At 47.2% G+C, this 19,102-nt stretch carries 24 protein-coding genes; all 24 read left to right on the top strand.

The features are described from left to right. Window positions 1-74 precede the first annotated feature (74 nt). The 24 genes from CHY_RS11920 (at window position 75) to atpB (ending at window position 19,064) form a co-directional block, all read left to right on the top strand. A complete protein-coding gene (locus CHY_RS11920) occupies window positions 75-2,246 on the top strand; it encodes a molybdopterin-containing oxidoreductase family protein (protein WP_011345440.1) in 2,172 nt (723 codons plus the stop codon). Then, window positions 2,239-2,778 (top strand): 4Fe-4S dicluster domain-containing protein, encoded by a 540-nt coding sequence (locus CHY_RS11915; protein WP_011345439.1) that lies wholly within the window; start codon window positions 2,239-2,241, stop codon window positions 2,776-2,778. Before CHY_RS11920 ends, CHY_RS11915 begins: the two co-directional genes overlap by 8 nt. A gap of 12 nt (window positions 2,779-2,790) precedes the next feature. Then, window positions 2,791-3,648: an NrfD/PsrC family molybdoenzyme membrane anchor subunit gene (nrfD, locus tag CHY_RS11910; RefSeq protein WP_011345438.1), complete on the top strand. Its 858-nt coding sequence runs from the start codon at window positions 2,791-2,793 to the stop codon at window positions 3,646-3,648. 15 nt (window positions 3,649-3,663) lie between these two features. Continuing rightward, on the top strand, window positions 3,664-4,239 hold the full coding sequence (locus CHY_RS12905) for a TorD/DmsD family molecular chaperone (RefSeq protein ID WP_011345437.1): 576 nt from the start codon (window positions 3,664-3,666) through the stop codon (window positions 4,237-4,239). A 1-nt stretch (window position 4,240) separates the two neighbouring features. Beyond that, window positions 4,241-4,402 (top strand): twin-arginine translocase TatA/TatE family subunit, encoded by a 162-nt coding sequence (gene tatA / locus CHY_RS11900; protein ID WP_011345436.1) that lies wholly within the window; start codon window positions 4,241-4,243, stop codon window positions 4,400-4,402. A gap of 112 nt (window positions 4,403-4,514) precedes the next feature. Further along, entirely contained in the window at window positions 4,515-5,348 is an 834-nt protein-coding gene (locus CHY_RS12900; RefSeq protein WP_011345435.1) for an N-acetylmuramoyl-L-alanine amidase, read from the top strand. A 108-nt stretch (window positions 5,349-5,456) separates the two neighbouring features. Then, window positions 5,457-6,272 carry a DUF2680 domain-containing protein gene (locus CHY_RS11890; RefSeq protein ID WP_011345434.1) on the top strand — a complete coding sequence of 272 codons (816 nt, stop codon included), beginning with the start codon at window positions 5,457-5,459 and terminating at the stop codon, window positions 6,270-6,272. Between the two features lie 112 nt (window positions 6,273-6,384). Beyond that, the gene (locus CHY_RS11885; protein WP_011345433.1) at window positions 6,385-7,095 is read left to right on the top strand and encodes a response regulator transcription factor; all 711 of its coding nucleotides are present in this window, start codon (window positions 6,385-6,387) and stop codon (window positions 7,093-7,095) included. Further along, entirely contained in the window at window positions 7,079-8,416 is a 1,338-nt protein-coding gene (locus CHY_RS11880; RefSeq protein ID WP_011345432.1) for a HAMP domain-containing sensor histidine kinase, read from the top strand. The genes CHY_RS11885 and CHY_RS11880 overlap by 17 nt, the downstream gene beginning before the upstream one ends. A 125-nt stretch (window positions 8,417-8,541) precedes the next feature. Continuing rightward, complete coding sequence (rpmE, locus tag CHY_RS11875; RefSeq protein WP_011345431.1) at window positions 8,542-8,739, top strand: 50S ribosomal protein L31; 198 nt, start codon at window positions 8,542-8,544, stop codon at window positions 8,737-8,739. Between the two features lie 53 nt (window positions 8,740-8,792). Continuing rightward, window positions 8,793-9,659, top strand: a complete 867-nt coding sequence (locus CHY_RS11870; protein ID WP_011345430.1) for a DUF1385 domain-containing protein — start codon at window positions 8,793-8,795, stop codon at window positions 9,657-9,659. After that, window positions 9,659-10,735: a peptide chain release factor 1 gene (gene prfA / locus CHY_RS11865; RefSeq protein ID WP_011345429.1), complete on the top strand. Its 1,077-nt coding sequence runs from the start codon at window positions 9,659-9,661 to the stop codon at window positions 10,733-10,735. The genes CHY_RS11870 and prfA overlap by 1 nt, the downstream gene beginning before the upstream one ends. Next, window positions 10,728-11,585, top strand: coding sequence for a peptide chain release factor N(5)-glutamine methyltransferase (gene prmC, locus CHY_RS11860; protein ID WP_011345428.1), 858 nt, complete (start codon window positions 10,728-10,730; stop codon window positions 11,583-11,585). Before prfA ends, prmC begins: the two co-directional genes overlap by 8 nt. A 190-nt stretch (window positions 11,586-11,775) precedes the next feature. Next, window positions 11,776-12,804 carry an L-threonylcarbamoyladenylate synthase gene (locus tag CHY_RS11855; RefSeq protein WP_011345427.1) on the top strand — a complete coding sequence of 343 codons (1,029 nt, stop codon included), beginning with the start codon at window positions 11,776-11,778 and terminating at the stop codon, window positions 12,802-12,804. Window positions 12,805-12,819: 15 nt separating this feature from the next. Next, window positions 12,820-13,362 carry a manganese efflux pump MntP gene (locus tag CHY_RS11850; RefSeq protein WP_011345426.1) on the top strand — a complete coding sequence of 181 codons (543 nt, stop codon included), beginning with the start codon at window positions 12,820-12,822 and terminating at the stop codon, window positions 13,360-13,362. A 10-nt stretch (window positions 13,363-13,372) separates the two neighbouring features. Then, window positions 13,373-13,852, top strand: coding sequence for a low molecular weight protein arginine phosphatase (locus CHY_RS11845; RefSeq protein ID WP_011345425.1), 480 nt, complete (start codon window positions 13,373-13,375; stop codon window positions 13,850-13,852). After that, entirely contained in the window at window positions 13,830-14,309 is a 480-nt protein-coding gene (gene rpiB / locus CHY_RS11840; protein ID WP_011345424.1) for a ribose 5-phosphate isomerase B, read from the top strand. Before CHY_RS11845 ends, rpiB begins: the two co-directional genes overlap by 23 nt. A gap of 10 nt (window positions 14,310-14,319) precedes the next feature. Continuing rightward, window positions 14,320-15,576 (top strand): serine hydroxymethyltransferase, encoded by a 1,257-nt coding sequence (gene glyA, locus CHY_RS11835; RefSeq protein ID WP_041538057.1) that lies wholly within the window; start codon window positions 14,320-14,322, stop codon window positions 15,574-15,576. A gap of 147 nt (window positions 15,577-15,723) precedes the next feature. After that, window positions 15,724-16,170 carry a deoxycytidylate deaminase gene (locus CHY_RS11830; RefSeq protein ID WP_028052265.1) on the top strand — a complete coding sequence of 149 codons (447 nt, stop codon included), beginning with the start codon at window positions 15,724-15,726 and terminating at the stop codon, window positions 16,168-16,170. 3 nt (window positions 16,171-16,173) lie between these two features. Further along, entirely contained in the window at window positions 16,174-16,482 is a 309-nt protein-coding gene (locus tag CHY_RS11825) for a MazG-like family protein (RefSeq protein ID WP_011345421.1), read from the top strand. A gap of 86 nt (window positions 16,483-16,568) precedes the next feature. After that, entirely contained in the window at window positions 16,569-17,711 is a 1,143-nt protein-coding gene (gene wecB, locus CHY_RS11820) for a non-hydrolyzing UDP-N-acetylglucosamine 2-epimerase (protein WP_011345420.1), read from the top strand. A 99-nt stretch (window positions 17,712-17,810) separates the two neighbouring features. After that, complete coding sequence (locus CHY_RS11815; RefSeq protein WP_011345419.1) at window positions 17,811-18,029, top strand: AtpZ/AtpI family protein; 219 nt, start codon at window positions 17,811-17,813, stop codon at window positions 18,027-18,029. A 1-nt stretch (window position 18,030) separates the two neighbouring features. Next, window positions 18,031-18,378 carry an ATP synthase subunit I gene (locus tag CHY_RS11810; RefSeq protein WP_011345418.1) on the top strand — a complete coding sequence of 116 codons (348 nt, stop codon included), beginning with the start codon at window positions 18,031-18,033 and terminating at the stop codon, window positions 18,376-18,378. 2 nt (window positions 18,379-18,380) lie between these two features. Further along, entirely contained in the window at window positions 18,381-19,064 is a 684-nt protein-coding gene (gene atpB / locus CHY_RS11805) for a F0F1 ATP synthase subunit A (protein WP_226986708.1), read from the top strand. Window positions 19,065-19,102: the final 38 nt, after the last annotated feature.

The raw sequence follows: 19,102 nt of genomic DNA, 5'->3' as shown, positions 1-19,102 counted from the left end.
TACCTTCACAATTCGAAATTGTTTTACAATTAACATAGAAAGTGAAAAACAGCACGAATAAAGGGGGAAGGTGTATGAAGCTTACCCGGAGGAGCTTTTTAAAAGCTTCTGCTGCTACCGGTGCCCTGGCAGCCTTATCCGGCGGAGTGATGTCTTTTGAACGCTGGGCGGCTAAGGCGGCGGAAACCGGGGAGGTAAAATTGATTCCCAGCATCTGCGAAATGTGCGGTACCAAATGCGGCATCATCGTTAAAGTAAAAAATGGCCGGGTGGTAAAAATCGAAGGCAACAAAGAACACCCCAATGGTAAGGGTAAAATTTGTGCCCGGGGTAATGCCGGTATGAAGCTTTTGTACGACCCGGACCGGTTAAAGCAGCCCTTAAAGAAAGAAGGGGACAGGTTTGTGCCGATTTCCTGGGAACAGGCTTTTCGTGAAATCGGCGAAAAACTAAAAGAAATAAAGGCCAAATACGGCCCGGAAGCTTTGGTTTGGAGTACCCATCCGGAGCTGGCTTACGATTATGAAGTAATCTTTAATCAGGCGTTTGGTTCGCCAAACTTGAGTGCCCATGCTCCGACCTGTTACTCTCCGCGAAATGTGGCTTATAAAACAATGTACGGAGAAGTTCCTACCGTTGACTACGGCAATGTTAAATACTACATTTCCTGCGGGCGTAACCTGGTAGAAGGGATAAACGTAAGCCAGGTTACCGGCATCATGAAGGCCAAGGAAAAAGGGGCCAAACTTATCGCCCTGGATCCCCGGTATTCCAATTTTGCGGCCCTTGCTTCCGAATGGGTGCCGATAAGACCGGGAACCGACCTTGCATTCTTACTGGCAATGATTCACCTCATCATTAAAAACGAATGGTACGATAAAGAGTTTGTAAAAAATTACACAATTGGCTTTGAAGAAGTAGCGGCGGAAGTGGAGAAATACACTCCGAAGTGGGCCGAGGAGATAACCGGTATTCCGGCAGCAACGATTGAACGGATTACCGAAGAATTTGCCAAGGCCAAACCGGCAGCGGTGGTAGATCCCGGCTGGCATACCTCGCGTTACATGAACAGTACCGAAATGGTAAGAGCCGGAGCGGTAATCAACGCCCTTATGGGTAACCTTGGTATGAAAGGTGGCCTGAAATTCCCCAAATATAAATTTACCAAAGTAGAAGAGCGGGAAGGTCTCTGGCCGAAATTAGAAAAACCGAAGGCTAAACGGTTTGACGGTGCCGGTGGGGAAAAATGGCCGTTGGCCAAAGGCCTTGGGATGATTCAAATGTTACCGGAGCACATTTTGTCCGGTCAGCCTTATCCGATTAAAGCATACATTGTCAACCACCACAATCCGGTGCGCTCGGCCGGTAATTCCCAGAAATGGATTGAAGCTTTAAAGAAATTAGAGCTGTTAGTAGTTATTGATGTGCAGATGAGCGAAACTGCCATGATGGCCCATTACGTTTTACCCGAATCCACGTACCTGGAACGGTTTGACCCGCCGCAGATTGCTGGTAATGCCGTTGCTCTGCGGCAGCCGGCGGTAAAACCGCTTCATAATACCATGGGTGTTGATGATATTATCAAAGAACTGGCTCATGAAGCGGGGATAGGGCAGTACTTTAACTTTACCTTGGAGCAGTTTTCGGACCAGATGTTAAAGCCCTTTAACGTAACCTTTAAACAACTTGTAGAAAAAGGCGTTATTGCCCTGGATGACGGGAAAACCGAGTACAAAGTTCCGGAAATCAAGACTGAGTCCGGCAAAATTGAACTTGCATCAAGTGCTTTTGAAAAAGCCGGTGCCAAAAAAGTTCCGACCTGGGTGCCGCCCGGTGTTACCGAAGGAAACGGCAAGCTTCGCTTCCTGCACGGTCATACTGCGGTTCATACCCATACTTCCACCTTTAATAACGAGTACCTGCATGCTCTCATGCCGGAAAACGTCCTTTGGATTAATACCCGGACGGCCGAAAAGCTCGGTATCAAAAACGGTGATTTAGTGGAAGTAAAATCGGATTACGGTAAAGTTACCATAAAAGCTAAAGTTACCGAAGCCATTCATCCCGATGCTGTTTTCATGGTTCACGGTTTTGGAGGTTTTTCACCTTACCAGAAAAAGGCGTATAAAAAAGGTGCCAGTACTTCCTTTATCATACCCTGCCACGTGGAACCGGTATCCGGAGCATCGGCCGACTGTGAAGTGCTGGTGGAGGTAAGAAAAGTTGGAGGTGGGGCAAATGCCTAAGTATGCTATGGTAATTGACATGACCAAATGCGCTGCCTGTCAGGCGTGCACCGTTGCCTGTGAAGCGGAATGGGGGCTACCCCCCGGGGAAAAATTTACCCGGCTGGAAGAACGGGAAACGGGCAGTTTTCCCAATGTTCGGCGGGAGTTTTTATTAATTCAATGCCAGCATTGCGACAATGCCCCCTGTATTGAAGTTTGCCCTACCGGAGCGACATATAAAAGGGAGGACGGCATAGTGCTGGTAGATGATAAGCGCTGTGCCGGCTGCAAATACTGCATGGTGGCCTGTCCTTACCAGGCCCGGGTCATAAATCACGAAAAAGGTGTGCCGGAAAAGTGCCGGTTTTGCTATCACCGGGTAGAGCAGGGGAAAAAGCCGGCCTGCGTCTCTACCTGTATTGGCGAAGCCCGGTATTTTGGGGACTTAGATGATCCCAACGACGAAATTCACCGGATTATTCAGCAAAAACAGGCAAAACCCTTGCGGGGGGATTTGGGCACCAAACCCTCCATCTACTACGTACGCTAAGGAGGGATTTAAATGGCTTGGGGAATGATAATTGCGATATATCTTTTCCTTGCCGGAGCCGGAGCGGGAGCTTTTTTAATAGCGGTCATGACCGAGCGCTCCGGGATAAATAAGGATAATGAAGCATTAATTAAAGCCGGAACGATCTTAGCAGCTCCGCTGGTAGCCATTGGCACCCTATTCCTGGTCTTAGACCTTACCTGGGTGGAGGCAGGAAAATTTGAACCCTGGCGGATATTTTACCTTTACACCCACTTTACTTCGATGATTACCTGGGGTACCTGGATTTTAACCCTGTTTATGCCCGTATCGTTTGTTTACGGCTGGATGAAGCTAAAAAATCCCTATTATACCAATACAGCGCTGCGCTGTGCCGGAGCGGTCCTGGCCTTTGCAACCTCCGTTTACACCGGCGTGCTTTTAGGAGTTGTTAAAGCGGTACCCTTCTGGAACAATGCCGTAATTCCGGTGCTCTTTGTCGTATCGGCATTAGTTACCGGAATGGCTACCGCTATCTTGGGAAGCTTTGTCTTTGGCGGCAAAACCCTGCCCGATTTCTTTAAGCCCCTGCACACTGGCCTTGCGGCAATAGAGCTATTACTTCTTTTCTTCCTCTTGATAGTTGCAACCCATGGCCCGGAAGCTGCCAGACAATCGGCGGAAATGATTGTGTCCGGGAAATACAGCCTGTACTTCTGGGGAGTACTGGTGTTTCTGGGTATCATCATCCCCGGGGTGATTGGAGCTACCGCTTCCCCGAAAGCGGGAAAAGGGATTAAAGCGTTAGACGCCTTGCTGGTACTGGCAGGAGGCTTTACCTTGCGGGCGTTAATCTTATTGGCAGCAGTTCCCGTAACTTTAATGAACTAAAAGGGAGGAAGGGCTATGGAACATAACCGGGTCGAAATTTACCGCCTGTTAGCCTATGCCTTAAGCGAACCGGATCTGGAACTTTACCGCTGGTTAAAAAGTGACGGTGCTAAAGCTTTTGGGAAATTTGGAGTTAACCTCGGGAAACTTCCCGGTTTCCCGGAACTTTCGCGGCAGTATCAGGATTACTTTGGGCTCTATGCACCAAGAGTAAGCCTGATAGAATCGGTGTACCGCAAGTGGTCTTCGGATCCCGAGGTAGACCCGGTTATGGCCAATAGCCGCGGCTTTCTTATGAGCGACCACGCCCTGCATGTGGCGGCTTTATACGAAAAAGCGGGGCTTATCGTTCCCGAAGATTTTTCGGGAATGCCCGATCATTTAGTATTGGAGCTGGAGTTTATGGCGATGTTGGTGGAAAATAATCATCCCGGTCAGAGAGATTTTCTGGTAGACCACCTTTCCTTTATCGAGCGGGTGGTGGAAAAAAGCCGGGAAGAAAATATTCAGGGAATCTACCGGGAAATAGTGGAATTTTTAGGCAGGTTTTATCAGGAAGAAAAAAACTTACTTTTAGGAAAGCAGGGATAAAATGTTTAACTCAATTGGAATTCCGGAGCTTTTAATCATATTAGTAATTGCCCTGGTAATCTTTGGTCCGGCCAAGCTTCCGGAAATCGGTCGGGCCTTTGGCAAAACCATTAAGGAATTTAAAAAAGAGGCTACGGAAATTCAAAAAGAAATCAACGGGTAATTTTAAGGCTCTAAGAGCTTTTAGCTTTTAGAGCCTTTTTCATCGTTTTTTATCCCGCTCCTTAAAACCCCCGCATATTTTAATTAGTAGAAACTATTTAGGGGGAATTATCATGGCGGTATTGAAAAATTTTCGCTTGGAAACCGAACTGGTTTTGCGGATAATCCTGGAATTTGACCAAAAACCTTCGCTCAAATCTTTTACCCTGAAAAATCCTTACCGGGTTGTCCTTGACATTACCAAAGTCCAGGGGGTAGGTAAGAAGGAAGTACCGGTTAAAAAATATAAAATAAAAGAAGTACGGCTGGCCCAGTACAAGCCTGACGTTTTACGTTTGGTGATTGAGGGCGAAGAGGAGTTATTGTACGAGGTTAGGGTAAACGGCGGGCAGGTTATTTTAGAAGTGTGGGCCAAACTTTTAGCTGGGAAAAAAATTGTTCTCGATCCCGGCCATGGCGGGAAGGATCCTGGAGCGGTAGGCGCCGGCGGTATTGCCGAAAAAGAAGTTACCTTAAAGCTTGCCCTGGCGGGCAAGGCACTAATAGAAAAGCTGGGAGGTGAGGTGGTACTAACCCGGGATAAAGATGTTTTTATTCCCCTGCCCCAGCGGGTGAAAATTGCCAACAACTCGGGAGCCCGGGCTTTTATTTCGGTTCACTTAAATGCGGCTACCGACCATACCGCCCGGGGAATTGAGACCTACTTTAAAGCAGGGCGGGAGGACAGCGAAAGCCTGGCCGCTAAAGTGCAAAAGCAGCTAATCAATGAATTCGGTTTTAAAGACCGTGGGCTAAAAACCGCTACCTTTTATGTCATCAAAAACGTACGCTTGCCGGGGGTTTTGGCAGAAATTGGCTTTATCACCAATCCAGAGGAAATAAAAATAGTAAATTCTTCTGACGGCTTATCCCGTTTTGCCCGGGCTTTGGCCAAAGCTCTTTTATAATCTTGACAACTTTTTAACATTTCCCTGAAATCTTTTTAAAACCCTCCGGTTATGATATAAATGAAAGCTCCAACGGGGGTTTACAAATTAACCTGGAGGGTGATTTAAGTGAAAAAAGAATGGGGTAAGAAAGTGATTGCGGGAATTGCCCTGACGGGCCTATTAGTGGCGGCAGCTCCGGCGGTGTATGCGGCGACTACTAACGACGGTACCACCTCTACCACCACAAAAATAGTTCAAACCTACCGCGGTTTTGGCAGGCATTTTGGCAGGGCCTTTGGTGGCATGATGGACAATGTAGCCAAGTTTTTAGGAATTGATGTTTCAACCTTAATTAACGAACGGCACAGCGGGAAAACATTAGCCCAAATCGCCAAAGAAAAAGGTAAATCTGAAGAAGAACTGGTCAACTACCTGGTTGAGCAAAAGAAAGCCCAAATTAACCAGCTGGTGAAAGACGGAAAATTAACTCAAGCTCAGGCTGACCAAATGTTGCAGAATATAACCGAACGGACCAAGCAAATGGTTAACAGCGTAGACCTTGGTCCTAAAGGTTTTGGGCATCACAGAGGCTTTGGCGTAACCCCTGACGAATTAGCAAGCTTCCTGGGAATTGATGTCAACACCTTAATAAGCGAACGGCACAGCGGAAAAACCCTGGTGGAAATCGCTAAAGCCAAAGGGAAAACCGAGACTGAGCTAATAAACTTTATCGTCACCAAAGAAAAGGAAAAGATTAACCAGCTGGTAAAAGACGGTAAAATAACCCAGGCCCAGGCGGATAACTTCTTAAAGAACATCGAAACCAGGGTTAAAAACATGGTTAACAGCACCATGCCCGGACCTAAAGGTTTTGGTTTTAAGGGTATGGGGGGTAGAGGTGGCCACGGTATGGGCTTTGGCCCGGTTCCGGTAATTCAATAACTTAATTTCTAAAACCTTACCCTGAAGGGTAAGGTTTTTTATGTTTAGATATCTTTATACGTTTGTAACAAAATACTGATATAATAACTAAAAAAGCAATGGAGAGGGTTTTATGGCCAGAAAAATTTTAATTGTTGATGATGAGCCGAAAATTGTTACCATGGTAAAAAGTTACTTACTGAAAGAAGGGTACGAAGTAATCACCGCTTTTAACGGCCGAGAAGCGTTAAATTCATTTTACAAAGAAAAGCCTGATTTAATAGTTTTAGATTGGATGATGCCGGAAATGAGTGGTATAGAGGTTTTACGGGAAATAAGAAAGAAAAGCCAAATCCCCATCATCATGCTTACGGCAAAGACCGAAGAGGTGGATAAGTTAATTGGTTTTGAGTTTGGGGTTGATGATTACGTAGTAAAGCCTTTTAGCTTAAGAGAACTTTCGGCTCGTATTAAAACGATTTTAAAACGTCTGGAAGCTAAAACTATCAATGAAGAGATTGTGCTGACTGAAGGAGACTTAACCCTTTATCCCCATAAGCGCGAAGTTTTTCTAAAAGGGAAACCTCTTGATTTAACACCTACTGAATTTAAACTTTTAGAAGCATTTTTAAAAAATCCGGGTAAAGCTTATAGCCGGCTTGAACTATTAGAATATGCTATTGGGGAAGCTTACGAGGGGTACGAGAGAACTATTGACACGCATATTAGCAATCTTCGGAAAAAAATTGAAAAAGACCCGGCAAATCCGGAGTACATCCAAACGGTCTTTGGTATTGGCTACAAACTAAAACCCAGGGGAGAAAAGGATGAAAATCACGGTTAAAATTACCGCGGCGCTCTTAATTGTTGCAGTATTATCGGTTTTAGTCACGTCATTTTTTGCGGTAAAGGAAATCAGCGACTCTTTTGATTTTTACGTAAAACAAAATATAAATGCCCGGGCTAAAATGATTTTGAGCTATATAGGGGAGCTTTATTTTGCCGGAGGCTGGGAGGCCGTCCAGGCTGGACTGCAAATGTCCCATGGGAGGAGATCTGGAGGCCCTGGCGGTCCCCGGCAGGAGAGGATAATTATTACTGCCCCCGATGGCACCGTTGTTGTGGATAACAACTGGGAATACCTTGGCCAAAAGGAGAAAGACCTTCCTTTAAAAAATGGACAGGAAATTTATTTAAACGGCCAAAAAATTGGCACCCTTTACTATCAGCCCTTTACCGTCTACGGCCTTTTAGAGGAGAGTTTTATCAGTTCGGTAAAAAGGGCCAATTTCTTCGGTGGACTTTTAGCGGTAGCGGTAGCTCTGGTACTCGGTTTTTTCCTATCCCAGCGCTTGCTTGCCCCCCTTAAAACTTTAATAGCCGTAGTGGGCAAGTTTAGCAGTAAAAATCTGCACTTAAGGGCACCGGAAACGAGCAACGATGAAATCGGGGAGCTGGCCAGAGCTTTTAACAGAATGGCCGAAGCCCTGGAGAGGAACGAAAAGTTGCGCCGACAGATGATTGCCGATATTGCTCATGAATTAAGAACACCCCTTTCTATTTTGCAGGGAAATTTTGAACTACTGCTGGAGAAAGTTATTGAGGCGGATGAGGAAACCCTTCGTTCCCTGGCGGAAGAAGTAAAGCGTTTGTCCCGTTTGGTGGAGGAGCTAAGAGAATTATCCCTGGCGGAAGCGGGGGAACTTAAAATTTTGCCGGTAGAGGTTGAGGTAAATCAGTTTTTCTCGGAGGTGGCGGCTCCTTTTACCTCGTTGGCGGAAGCAAAAAGTATTAGTTTTGAAACTACTTTACCGGCAAAAGGAGAAAAATACAGTTTTGACCCCGACCGGATGAAACAGGTGGTATATAACCTTTTAACCAATGCCTTTCAATACACCGGTGAGGGAGGCAAGGTTAAACTTGAGGTTAAGCTGCTGGATGGAAAACTTTTAATAGAGGTTACCGATACCGGTCCGGGGATTCCCCCGGAAGATTTGCCGTACATTTTTGAGCGGTTTTACCGGGGGGAAAAGTCGCGTTCCAGAACCACCGGAGGTTCCGGCCTGGGACTGGCAATTGCCAAAAGTTTGGTAGAAGCCCACGGCGGCAAAATCTGGGTCGAAAGCACCGTAGGCCAGGGCACCACCTTCAAAGTAGTAGTTTAGGGACAGTCCCTAAAATTATACTTAAAGTATAGTAAAAAGAACCGTCCCCACTTTTATACTTGCCAGTTAAAGTTGGGTGTGTTATAATTTACCTTGTGTTAATATTCGAAAATGGGGTGATAGGAATGAAACCTGGCATTCATCCGGAGTACGGCAAAGCACGGGTTATTTGTGCCTGCGGCGAGACATTCGAAACCGGTTCTACCAAAAAAGAGATCCGGGTTGAAATATGTTCCAAGTGCCATCCTTTCTATACTGGTTCGCAGCGGACGGTAGAAGCCCGGGGTCGTGCCGAGCAGTTTAAGAAAAAGTACGGTCTCTAAAACAAAGCAGAGCATCTTTGGCTCTGCGTTTTTTTTAGAAATGGGGAGAGAGGATGAAATTTAATTACGGCGGACAGGCGGTCATAGAAGGAGTGATGATGCGTGGTCCGGAAAAGTGGGCCGTGGCGGTCAGAACTCCTTCGGGGAAAATTGTCATTGAAGAGCGCCCGTTAGCTTCGGCGCTAAATACTCCATTTTTCAAGCTACCTTTTATCCGGGGACTGGTAGCATTGTACGATGCCCTGGTTTTGGGGATTGAGGCGCTGGTTTATTCCGCCAACCAGGCGGTAGAGGAAGAAGGGGAAAAATTAAGTAAAAGTGAACTTGGCCTATCCATGATTTTAGCCTTTGCCGTTGGTATTGGCCTTTTTGTGGTGCTACCTACCTGGGCAGCCCACGCTTCAGCCCCGGTTATAAAAGCGTACTGGGCGCAAAACCTGGTCGAGGGAATTATCCGGGTAATTTTATTTTTCCTTTACGTCTGGGCAATAGGTCGCATGGAAGATATTGAGCGGGTGTTTGCCTATCACGGTGCGGAGCATAAAACTATCCACGCTTACGAAGCAGGGGATGAGCTAACGGTAGAAAGGGTCAGGAAGTACACTACCCTGCATCCCCGCTGCGGGACGAGTTTTCTCTTAATTGTAATGGTGGTAAGTATTCTCATTTTCTCTTTATTGGGGGACCAAAACCTGCTCTGGCGCATTTTTAGCCGAATCCTGTTAATTCCGGTGGTTGCCGGGGTAAGTTACGAAGTGTTAAAAGGGTCGGCGAAAATTAGCCATACCCTTCTGGGGAAAATCCTGACGGCACCGGGACTTTGGCTGCAAAAACTTACCACCCGGGAGCCGGATGACAGCATGTTAGAAGTAGCCATCACATCGTTAAAAGCGGTAATAAAAGATGAGGTGAAGAGCTAATGTTTGACAAGTTGGACCAGTTGGAAGAAAAATATGAAGAACTTTCCCGGTTAATTTCGGACCCGGAAGTGATTGCCGATACCCAAAGGTGGCAGGGGTACGTTAAAGCCCATGCGGAAATTGAGGAGATCGTCCAGGTTTACCGGGAATATAAGAAAACCGTAAAAGAAATAGAAGATGCGGAAAGGATGCTGGACGAGAAGCTTGACCCGGATTTCCGGGAGCTGGTGCAGAGCGAACTGCATGATTTAAAGGAGCGGCGGGAAGAGCTGGAAGCAAAGCTGAAAATTCTTCTTCTTCCCAAGGACCCCAACGATGAGAAAAACGTTATTATGGAAATTCGAGCTGGTGCCGGTGGGGAAGAAGCGGCGCTCTTTGCCGGTGATCTCTTCAGGATGTATTCTAAATATGCCGACCGGATGGGCTGGAAGGTTGAGATTATGGACAGCCACCCTACCGACCTCGGTGGGTTTAAAGAAGTTATTTTTACCATTGAAGGTAAGGGAGTTTATTCCCGGATGAAGTTTGAAAGCGGTGTTCACCGGGTCCAAAGGGTTCCCACCACCGAATCCGGCGGCCGTATTCACACTTCCACCGCGACGGTGGCGGTGCTTCCTGAAGCGGAAGAAGTGGAAGTGGAGATAAACCCCAACGACCTGCGGATCGATGTCTTCTGCGCCTCGGGGGCAGGCGGTCAGCACGTAAACAAGACCGAATCGGCGGTGCGCATTACCCACATTCCTACCGGTATTGTGGTAACCTGCCAGGACGAAAAGTCGCAGCACAAAAACAAGGAGCGGGCGATGAAAATACTCCGGGCCCGGCTTTTGGACAAAGCCCGGCAGGAACAGGAAGCGGAGCTGGCTTCCGCCCGGAAATCCCAGGTGGGTACCGGAGACCGCAGCGAGCGGATTAGAACCTATAACTTCCCGCAAAACCGGGTCACCGACCACCGCATTGGCTTAACCCTCCACCGCCTGGATGCGGTTTTGGAAGGGGATCTGGACGAAATTATCGATGCCTTAATTACCACCGATCAGGCGGAACGGTTAAAGCAGGTGGATGGTAATGCCTAAAACCCTGCGGGAGGCGCTCCTCTGGGCTAAAAACCGGTTAACCTCTGCGGGTATTGAAATGCCGGCTTTGGATGCGGAACTTTTATTGGCCCATGTGCTTGGTATTAGCCGGGTGGCGATTTACACCAGGCCCGAGCGGGTTTTATCGGAGTACGAATGGGAACGGTTTGTGGACCATGTCGAGAGGCGAGCTTCCCGTATTCCCTTAGCGTACCTTATCGGTAAAAAGGAGTTTTACGGCCTTGACTTTTTCGTAACTCCGGAAGTGTTAATCCCCCGGCCGGAGACGGAGCTCATGGTGGAAGAGGGTATTAATTTTTTACGCCAGTACCGGGGGTTAAAGCTGGTTGCCGATGTTGGCACCGGCTCCGGAGCGGTGGGGGTAGCACTTGCCTGCCATATTCCCCTGGGACTCTTTTTTCTCCTGGATATTTCGGAAGAAGCATTAAAAGTTGCCAGGGTTAATGCCCATCATCACGGAGTAGATGAGCGGGTGATTTTAGGACACGGGGATTTGTTAGAGCCCCTTTCCAAACTCGATTTTAGCGGAAAATTTTCGTTAATTACCGCCAATCTTCCCTACATTCCCACTGAGGAACTTTCCACCCTCATGCCGGAGGTGCAAAAGGAGCCGCAAATTGCCCTGGATGGGGGAGAGGATGGCCTGATGCTTTACCGCCGCCTTTTACCCGAAGCCCATAAGCTCTTAGCGGAAGACGGGGTAATGCTTCTGGAGATTGCCCCGTACCAGGGAAAAGCGATTACCGCCGAGGCCGAAAAATTATACCGGGTGGAAATTAAAAAAGATCTGGCCGGACATGACCGGCTGGTAATTTTACGAAAAAGATAGCTTAAAGCCGCCGGGGCTAAAAAAGCCCGGGCGGTTTTTTTGCAAGTACTTTTTCGCCGATGAAAGTTTATAATATATTTTACATAAATTTTAACGGAATTTTAAGAAAACTTGCCGGAAAAACTTAATTGAAGTAAGATATTGTATATGAAAACTCTCCGAAAAAATATAAGTAACAAAAGGAGTTTCCATGGAAACAAGAATTTTTAAGGTAAACCCGGAAAACCCGGAGCAAACTATTATTAATGAAGCGGCGGAATACATAAAAAAAGGGGAGTTAGTAGCCTTTCCCACCGAAACGGTTTACGGTTTGGGAGCCGATGCCTTTAACCCTGCCGCGGTGTTAAAAATTTTTGCCGCCAAGGGTCGCCCGCAGGATAACCCTTTAATTGTTCATATAGCCAGGCACGAAGACATTTACAGGGTAGCTGCCAGGGTTGACGTCCGGGCGCAAAAACTTATGGAAAAATTCTGGCCCGGACCTTTAACTATAGTTTTGCCCCGCCGGGAAGATCTTCCGGCGGTGGTTTCCGCCGGCCTTCCTACCGTTGCTGTAAGACTTCCGGATCATCCTGTGGCGGTAATGCTGATCGAAGCGGCCCAAACTCCCATTGCCGCTCCCAGCGCCAACCGTTCCGGTCGGCCAAGCCCTACATCTTACGAGCATGTCCTTGACGATTTATCCGGAATTATTCCGGTAGTTTTAGCCGGAGGGAACTGCCGCGTAGGGGTGGAGTCCACGGTATTGGACTTAACGGTAACTCCACCGGTGGTCTTAAGACCCGGCGGAATAACTCCGGAAATGCTTGAAGAAGTTATCGGAGAGGTCCGGTACTTTAACGCCAAAGATTTGGACGCTCCCAAAGCACCGGGGATGAAATATCCCCATTATGCTCCCAGAGCGCCGGTGTACCTGGTAAAAACTCCCGAAGAAATTTTAAAGCGAGCGCGGGAGCTGGGGGCAGCCGGTAAAAATGTTGGGCTTTTAATATCTAAAGAAACAAAAGAGCAGTTTTTCCCAAATTATTCGCAAAATCTTTTAGTTCTGGGAAGTAGAAATAACCCATCAGAGCTTTTACATAACTTATATGAGAAACTCCGGGAGTTTGACCGGAGGGATGTAGAACTAATTCTGGCGGAGGTCTATCCCGAAGAAGGACTTTATTTAGCTTTGATGAACCGGTTAAAGAAAGCTGCGGCTGGCAGGTATCTATCTTAACCCAGGAGGGAACCAATGAGTCTTTGGGAAATTTTTTTACTGGCGGTTGCCCTTGGTACAGACTCCTTTTCCCTGTGTGTTGGCCTTGGAATGGGGAAAATTAAACGAAAAGAAATTATCGCCTTATCTCTTACGGTACTGGTGTATCATATTGTGATGCCGATTCTTGGCTGGTTTGCTGGAGATTTAACCGGGAGGTTTTTGGGAAAAGTAGCCACCTATATTGGTGGAGCCATCCTTATCTATCTTGGTTACAAAATGATAAGACACGGAATTTCCCAGGAGGAGGAACTACCGCACGTAACTTATAACCTGGTAGGACTTTTACTTATCGGCCTTTCGGTTAGCATGGATGCTTTGTCGGTAGGCTTTACCCTGGGTACGGTAAAGGTAAACCTGTGGTTTGTGGCGTTAATTACCGGCATTGTTGCCGGCGTTATGACCCTTTCCGGGCTTTTGTTGGGCCGGAGGGTAAGCAAGGTTTTAGGGGAGCGGGCCCAGATTGTCGGAGGGCTTATTTTACTCTTAATTGCCGGGAAGCTTATTTTCAGGGGGTGAGCCAGGGAGAATGAACGTTTTATTTGTTTGTACCGGAAACACCTGCCGAAGTCCCATGGCCCAGTATTTCTTTAACAAAATTGTGGAGGAGAAGGGCTTACCTCACGAAGCACTGTCCGTTGGACTGTTTGCCTTTGATGGGGACCCGGCTTCGGAAAACGCGGTAATTGCAATGCAGGAGGAAGGAATTGACCTTTCGCCCCATAAAGCTACCCGGATTTTTGCCGAAATTACCCAGCAGGCAGATTTAATTCTCACCATGGGGAAAGGACATAAAGAAGCTCTTTTACAGCTTTACCCCGAACTTGAAAATAAAGTATACACTTTAAAAGAATATGTGGGCGAAGAAGGAGATGTGGCCGATCCTTTTGGTGGGGATATCGAGGTTTACCGGCAAACCGCTCAGGAATTAAAGGAATTAATCCAAAAATTAATAGCCAGATTGGAAAAGGAAGGAGCTGAAAACGGTGAAGATAGCCATCGGGGCTGACCACGCGGGATTTAACTTAAAGGAAGAAATAAAAAAGCACCTGGAAAAAAAGGGGATTGCTGTGATTGACAAAGGGACTTACTCCGCGGAATCGGTGGACTACCCCGATTTTGGGGAAGCCGTGGCCGAGGCGGTGGTGCAAAAGGAAGTAGATTTTGGCATTGTAATTTGCGGTACCGGGATAGGAATTTCCATCGCCGCCAATAAGGTTCCTGGGATCCGGGCAGCCCTTTGTTCGGACACTTTTTCCGCCCATTCAGCCCGGGAGCACAATGATGCCAACGTTTTAGCTCTGGGGGCCCGGGTGGTGGGAGTGGGTCTTGCCCTGGATATCGTGGACACCTTTCTTGGAGCATCCTTTGAAGGTGGCCGCCACGCCCGCCGGGTAGAAAAGATAGCGGGTATTGAAGAGAAATATTGTAAACCCCAAACATCCAATAAAAGGGAGCGTGAATAATGTGACCCATTTGAACTTACGCTTAAAAGACGTGGACCCGGAAATTTTTGAGGCTATGGAAAAGGAACTTTCCCGGCAGCGGGAAAAGATTGAACTCATTGCTTCGGAAAACTTTGTAAGTAGAGCGGTAATGGAGGCTATGGGCAGCCACCTTACCAACAAGTACGCCGAAGGACTTCCCGGAAAGCGGTATTACGGCGGCTGCGAATACGTGGATGTGGTCGAAAATCTCGCCCGGGAGCGGGCCAAGAAGCTTTTTGGGGCAGAACACGTTAACGTCCAGCCCCATTCCGGGGCTCAGGCCAATATGGCTGCGTACATGGCGTTTTTGGAGCCGGGGGACACGGTTTTGGGCATGAACCTGGCCCACGGCGGTCACTTAACCCACGGAAGTCCGGTGAATTTCTCCGGTAAGCTTTATAACTTTGTGAGTTACGGTGTAGAGCCGGATACCGAAAAAATAAATTATGAAAAAGTTTTTGAGCTTGCCTACAAGCATAAACCCAAAATGATTGTTGCCGGAGCATCGGCCTATCCCCGGGTTATCGATTTTAAGCATTTAAAGGAAATTGCCGATGAAGTGGGGGCCTATCTTATGGTGGACATGGCCCATATTGCCGGCCTGGTGGCAGCAGGATTGCATCCATCACCCATTCCTTATGCCGATGTGGTGACCACCACCACCCATAAAACGTTACGCGGTCCCCGGGGGGGAGTGATTTTCTGTAAAGCGGAGCATGCAGCTAAAATCGATAAGACCGTTTTCCCCGGGGTACAGGGTGGACCTTTGATGCACGTAATTGCCGCAAAAGCCGTAGCTTTTAAAGAAGCCTTATCGCCGGAGTTTAGGGAATACCAGCAGCAGGTGGTAAATAACGCTAAAGCTTTAGCGGAAGAACTGAAAAAGCAGGGCTTAAGGTTAGTTTCCGGCGGTACCGATAATCACCTGATGTTAGTGGATGTGCGTCCGGTAGGGCTTACCGGTAAAAGGGCGGAGCAGCTTTTGGATGAAATTGGCGTAACGGTAAATAAAAACGCCATTCCGTACGACCCCGAGTCGCCCAACGTAACTTCGGGAATTAGAATTGGTACCCCAGCGGTAACCACCCGGGGGATGAAAGAAGGAGAAATGGCCGAAATTGCCGAAATAATAGCTCTGGTCTTAAAGAATCCTGAAAACGAAGACAAACACCGGGAAGCAGCCCGGAAAGTACGGGATCTTTTAAACCGCTTCCCTCTGTACGATAAACTTCCGTACAACGATTAATTTTCGGAGAGCGGTTTTAATTGGCAAAACCTGTTGATTTTTCCAACCTCCAAACGGTGGTTGGTCGTCAGTGGTATGTGGTTGATTTTAAATCTTTTTCTAACCACCCACGACCGACCACTGACCACTGTTAAATGGGGTGTTTCCATGCGTCCATCCTGGGATGATTATTTCATGCAGATAACCGAGGTAGTGAAAACCCGGTCTACCTGCCTGCGCCGGCAGGTAGGCGCGGTGCTGGTGAAGGATAACCGGGTTTTGGCTACCGGGTATAACGGTGCTCCGAAGGGTGTGCCCCACTGTGAGGAGGTCGGTTGCTTAAGGGAGCAGGAACATGTGCCCTCCGGTCAGCGCCACGAGCTGTGCCGGGGGTTGCATGCTGAGCAAAATGCTATCATTCAAGCGGCAGTTTACGGGGTTTCAACTTCTGGAAGCACCATTTATATCACCCATCAACCCTGCTCTCTCTGCGCCAAAATGCTGATAAATGCCGGAGTAGAACGGGTGGTTTACAAAGGCGATTATCCGGATTCTTTAGCGATTAACCTGTTTACCGAGGCAGGGATAAAGGTAGTTAAATACGGGGAGGGTTAAGGGGTGGAACAAAAAATAATCGCGCTGCCCCGGCTGAACGGTCTTACGCCGACCCTGGAATCCACTGCTCTAAAACTTATGGAGGAAGCGGGAGAACTGGCTCAAGCTATAGGAAAGTTTCGGGGGCTTTCCGGGGAGCAGGGATTGTCCGAGGAAGAGGTGGCAAAACTTATCACCAAAGAACTCCTCGATGTGGCTCAGACGGCAGTATCCATGATGTTTGTTTTGGAAGAAATGTACGGTGTAGACATTGAAAAAGCTCTAAGAGAGCATATTGATAAATTAATTGAAAAAGGTTACTTAAAACGGTAGTTGGTGGTAAGTCTTAAGTGGTGGGTAAAAGAAATAAACCGACCACCCACCACCTATCACCGACCACCATTTAGAAAGGAGAAGCGATGCCTAAAATCCTTTTAATCTTTGGTACGCGACCGGAAGCAATAAAAATGGCCCCGGTATACAAAATATTAAAAGATTCCTCCGAGTTTGAAACTAAGGTTGCGGTTACTGCCCAGCATCGGGAAATGTTAGACCAGGTATTAAAGCTCTTTAACATTACCCCGGACTATGATTTAAACCTGATGACCCCGCGCCAAACCCTTCAGGACTTAACTTCCCGGGCGCTATTGGGTCTTTCGGAAGTACTGGAAGACTGTCAACCGGATTTAGTGCTGGTCCATGGCGATACCACCACTACTTTTGTGGGAGCTCTGGCAGCTTTTTATAAAAAAATTCCGGTGGGTCACGTGGAAGCGGGGCTTAGAACGAGGAACAAATATTCTCCCTGGCCCGAAGAAATGAATCGAAGACTTACGGGAGCTTTAACCGACCTGCACTTTGCTCCCACGAAAACCTCCCGGGAAAATCTATTGAGAGAAGGGGTTTTACCGGAAAACATTTTTGTCACCGGTAATACCGTAATTGACGCTTTGTATTACACCGTCCGGGAAAACTACCGTTTTGCCCCGGAGCTGGAGGCAATCTTAAACCGGCCCGGAAGGATTATTTTAATGACTACCCACCGCAGGGAAAACTGGGGAGAACCGTTAAAAAACATTTACCGGGGTCTTTTAAAAGTACTGGAAGAAGCCGCTGACGTAAGGGTAATTTTTCCCGTTCATAAAAATCCGGTGGTCCGGGAAGCGGTTAGAGAAGTAATTGGGGAGCATCCCCGGGTTCATCTGGTAGAGCCGCTGGACTACGAACCTTTTGCCAACCTTATGGCCCGCTCGTATTTAGTTTTAACCGATTCCGGAGGCATCCAGGAAGAAGCACCTTCCCTTGGTAAGCCGGTACTGGTGCTCCGGGACACTACCGAAAGGCCGGAAGCGGTTGAGGCAGGAACGGTCAGGCTTATTGGTAGCGGTACCGAGGCAGTATATAAAAATCTTAAAGAGCTTTTATTTGATGAGAGTTCCTACCGAAAGATGGCCAATGCCATAAATCCCTACGGTGATGGCAAGGCTTCTTTGCGGATTTACCGGGCGTTAAAGTATTATTATAAAATCGACTCCTCACCTCCGGAGGAATTTTCTCTATAAAAATCTTTAATAACTACGTTAGAGAATGTTATCACTAAGAAGGAATTTGCCTTATCGTGTTGAATAAAGTAAAATGGTCTATTTTGCGGGGGTGGCGGGATGCCGGATAACGGCGGTGATAAAAAAAACCCTTATTATTTTTTAGCCCGTTCGGTGCAGTTAGCCACCACCATGGTTTTCTCCGTGGTGGGTGGAGTTTGGCTGGGTGGCATCCTGGATAAAAAATTTTCTACCTACCCCTGGCTTACCTTTATTTTTTTGGTGCTTGGCGTAATGACTGCTTTTAAAGCAATCTTTGACTTCACCCGGGAAAAATAAAATGAAAAAAAAGATAGTTACTGTTTTTAGCGGCGCATTTTTTGTAGCAATAACTTATTTTCTCTACCGCCTTAACCAGCCCTCCTTGGCCTTAGGCTTTGCCCTGGGTGGTCTTGTGGGGTTTATAAATTTGCTCGCGATTTCACTTACCGTTTGGTTAGGCGGTAAAATCGGGCGGGGAAAGGGGTTAGTCCTGATAAGTTATTATTTAAGACTAATCCTTTTAGCCATATTAATTTTCTTTATAGTGAGAAAAGGTGTAGGGGAGATTATTGGTTTTCTTTTAGGCTTTTCTTTTATTAAACTGAGCCTTTTAGGCTTGGGATTACCGGGCGGAGGAGGTGAGTAATTGTGTTCGGGAGCATGGCGGAAAGTACCGGGATTTTAGAAGGCCTTTTGCATCCAAGTCTTTATGTTAAAACTTCCTGGGGGATTATCCTTTTCCTGGCGATCCTTTCCTACCTTGGGACAAGAAAAATGGAACGGGTACCCCGGGGGCTCCAAAATGTTTTGGAGATGGTTGTGGAAGGACTTTATAACTTTATCGGTGGTATTGTCGGTGAGAAAAAAGCACCGAAATATTTTCCCTTTATTGCGACTTTCTTCTTATTCATTTTAATTTCCAACTATATAGGCTTACTGCCTTTTGCCGGCCATGAAGGACCGTACGTTCCGCCGACCTCAACCATTAGTGTTACCGCTGCTTTGGCGATCATTGTGTTTTTTGCGACCCAGTTTTTCGGCATTGCCGAAAAAGGGCTGGGCTACTTTAAACACTTCATCTCACCGTTTATCTTTATGCTGCCCTTGAATATTTTGGAGCAGCTGGTGCGGCCTTTGAGCCTTTCCATGCGGTTGTACGGAAACATTTACGGCCACGAGCTGGTGGTAGGTACTTTTATGGGTCTGGTGCCCATGTTAATTCCGGTGGTATTTAACCTTTTAGGGGTTTTAACCGGCGCCATTCAGGCGGTGGTGTTTACCCTTTTAACCAGTTCGTATATCGGCGAAGCCGTGCACGATGAGCATCATTAATATTTTTAAGTTTCTAATCATTTTTAAATCTTAACGGA

This window comes from Carboxydothermus hydrogenoformans Z-2901, assembly GCF_000012865.1.
In the GTDB taxonomy this organism is placed as follows: domain Bacteria; phylum Bacillota; class Z-2901; order Carboxydothermales; family Carboxydothermaceae; genus Carboxydothermus; species Carboxydothermus hydrogenoformans.
This window is presented reverse-complemented; position numbering and strand designations above follow the sequence as displayed.

Coding starts and splice junctions, on each gene's coding strand:
- CHY_RS11920 (WP_011345440.1), top strand. CDS start 75: ATGAAGCTTACCCGGAGGAGCTTTTTAAAAGCTTCTGCTGCTACCGGT.
- CHY_RS11915 (WP_011345439.1), top strand. CDS start 2,239: ATGCCTAAGTATGCTATGGTAATTGACATGACCAAATGCGCTGCCTGT.
- nrfD (WP_011345438.1), top strand. CDS start 2,791: ATGGCTTGGGGAATGATAATTGCGATATATCTTTTCCTTGCCGGAGCC.
- CHY_RS12905 (WP_011345437.1), top strand. CDS start 3,664: ATGGAACATAACCGGGTCGAAATTTACCGCCTGTTAGCCTATGCCTTA.
- tatA (WP_011345436.1), top strand. CDS start 4,241: ATGTTTAACTCAATTGGAATTCCGGAGCTTTTAATCATATTAGTAATT.
- CHY_RS12900 (WP_011345435.1), top strand. CDS start 4,515: ATGGCGGTATTGAAAAATTTTCGCTTGGAAACCGAACTGGTTTTGCGG.
- CHY_RS11885 (WP_011345433.1), top strand. CDS start 6,385: ATGGCCAGAAAAATTTTAATTGTTGATGATGAGCCGAAAATTGTTACC.
- CHY_RS11880 (WP_011345432.1), top strand. CDS start 7,079: ATGAAAATCACGGTTAAAATTACCGCGGCGCTCTTAATTGTTGCAGTA.
- rpmE (WP_011345431.1), top strand. CDS start 8,542: ATGAAACCTGGCATTCATCCGGAGTACGGCAAAGCACGGGTTATTTGT.
- CHY_RS11870 (WP_011345430.1), top strand. CDS start 8,793: ATGAAATTTAATTACGGCGGACAGGCGGTCATAGAAGGAGTGATGATG.
- prfA (WP_011345429.1), top strand. CDS start 9,659: ATGTTTGACAAGTTGGACCAGTTGGAAGAAAAATATGAAGAACTTTCC.
- prmC (WP_011345428.1), top strand. CDS start 10,728: ATGCCTAAAACCCTGCGGGAGGCGCTCCTCTGGGCTAAAAACCGGTTA.
- CHY_RS11855 (WP_011345427.1), top strand. CDS start 11,776: ATGGAAACAAGAATTTTTAAGGTAAACCCGGAAAACCCGGAGCAAACT.
- CHY_RS11850 (WP_011345426.1), top strand. CDS start 12,820: ATGAGTCTTTGGGAAATTTTTTTACTGGCGGTTGCCCTTGGTACAGAC.
- CHY_RS11845 (WP_011345425.1), top strand. CDS start 13,373: ATGAACGTTTTATTTGTTTGTACCGGAAACACCTGCCGAAGTCCCATG.
- CHY_RS11830 (WP_028052265.1), top strand. CDS start 15,724: ATGCGTCCATCCTGGGATGATTATTTCATGCAGATAACCGAGGTAGTG.
- wecB (WP_011345420.1), top strand. CDS start 16,569: ATGCCTAAAATCCTTTTAATCTTTGGTACGCGACCGGAAGCAATAAAA.
- CHY_RS11815 (WP_011345419.1), top strand. CDS start 17,811: ATGCCGGATAACGGCGGTGATAAAAAAAACCCTTATTATTTTTTAGCC.
- CHY_RS11810 (WP_011345418.1), top strand. CDS start 18,031: ATGAAAAAAAAGATAGTTACTGTTTTTAGCGGCGCATTTTTTGTAGCA.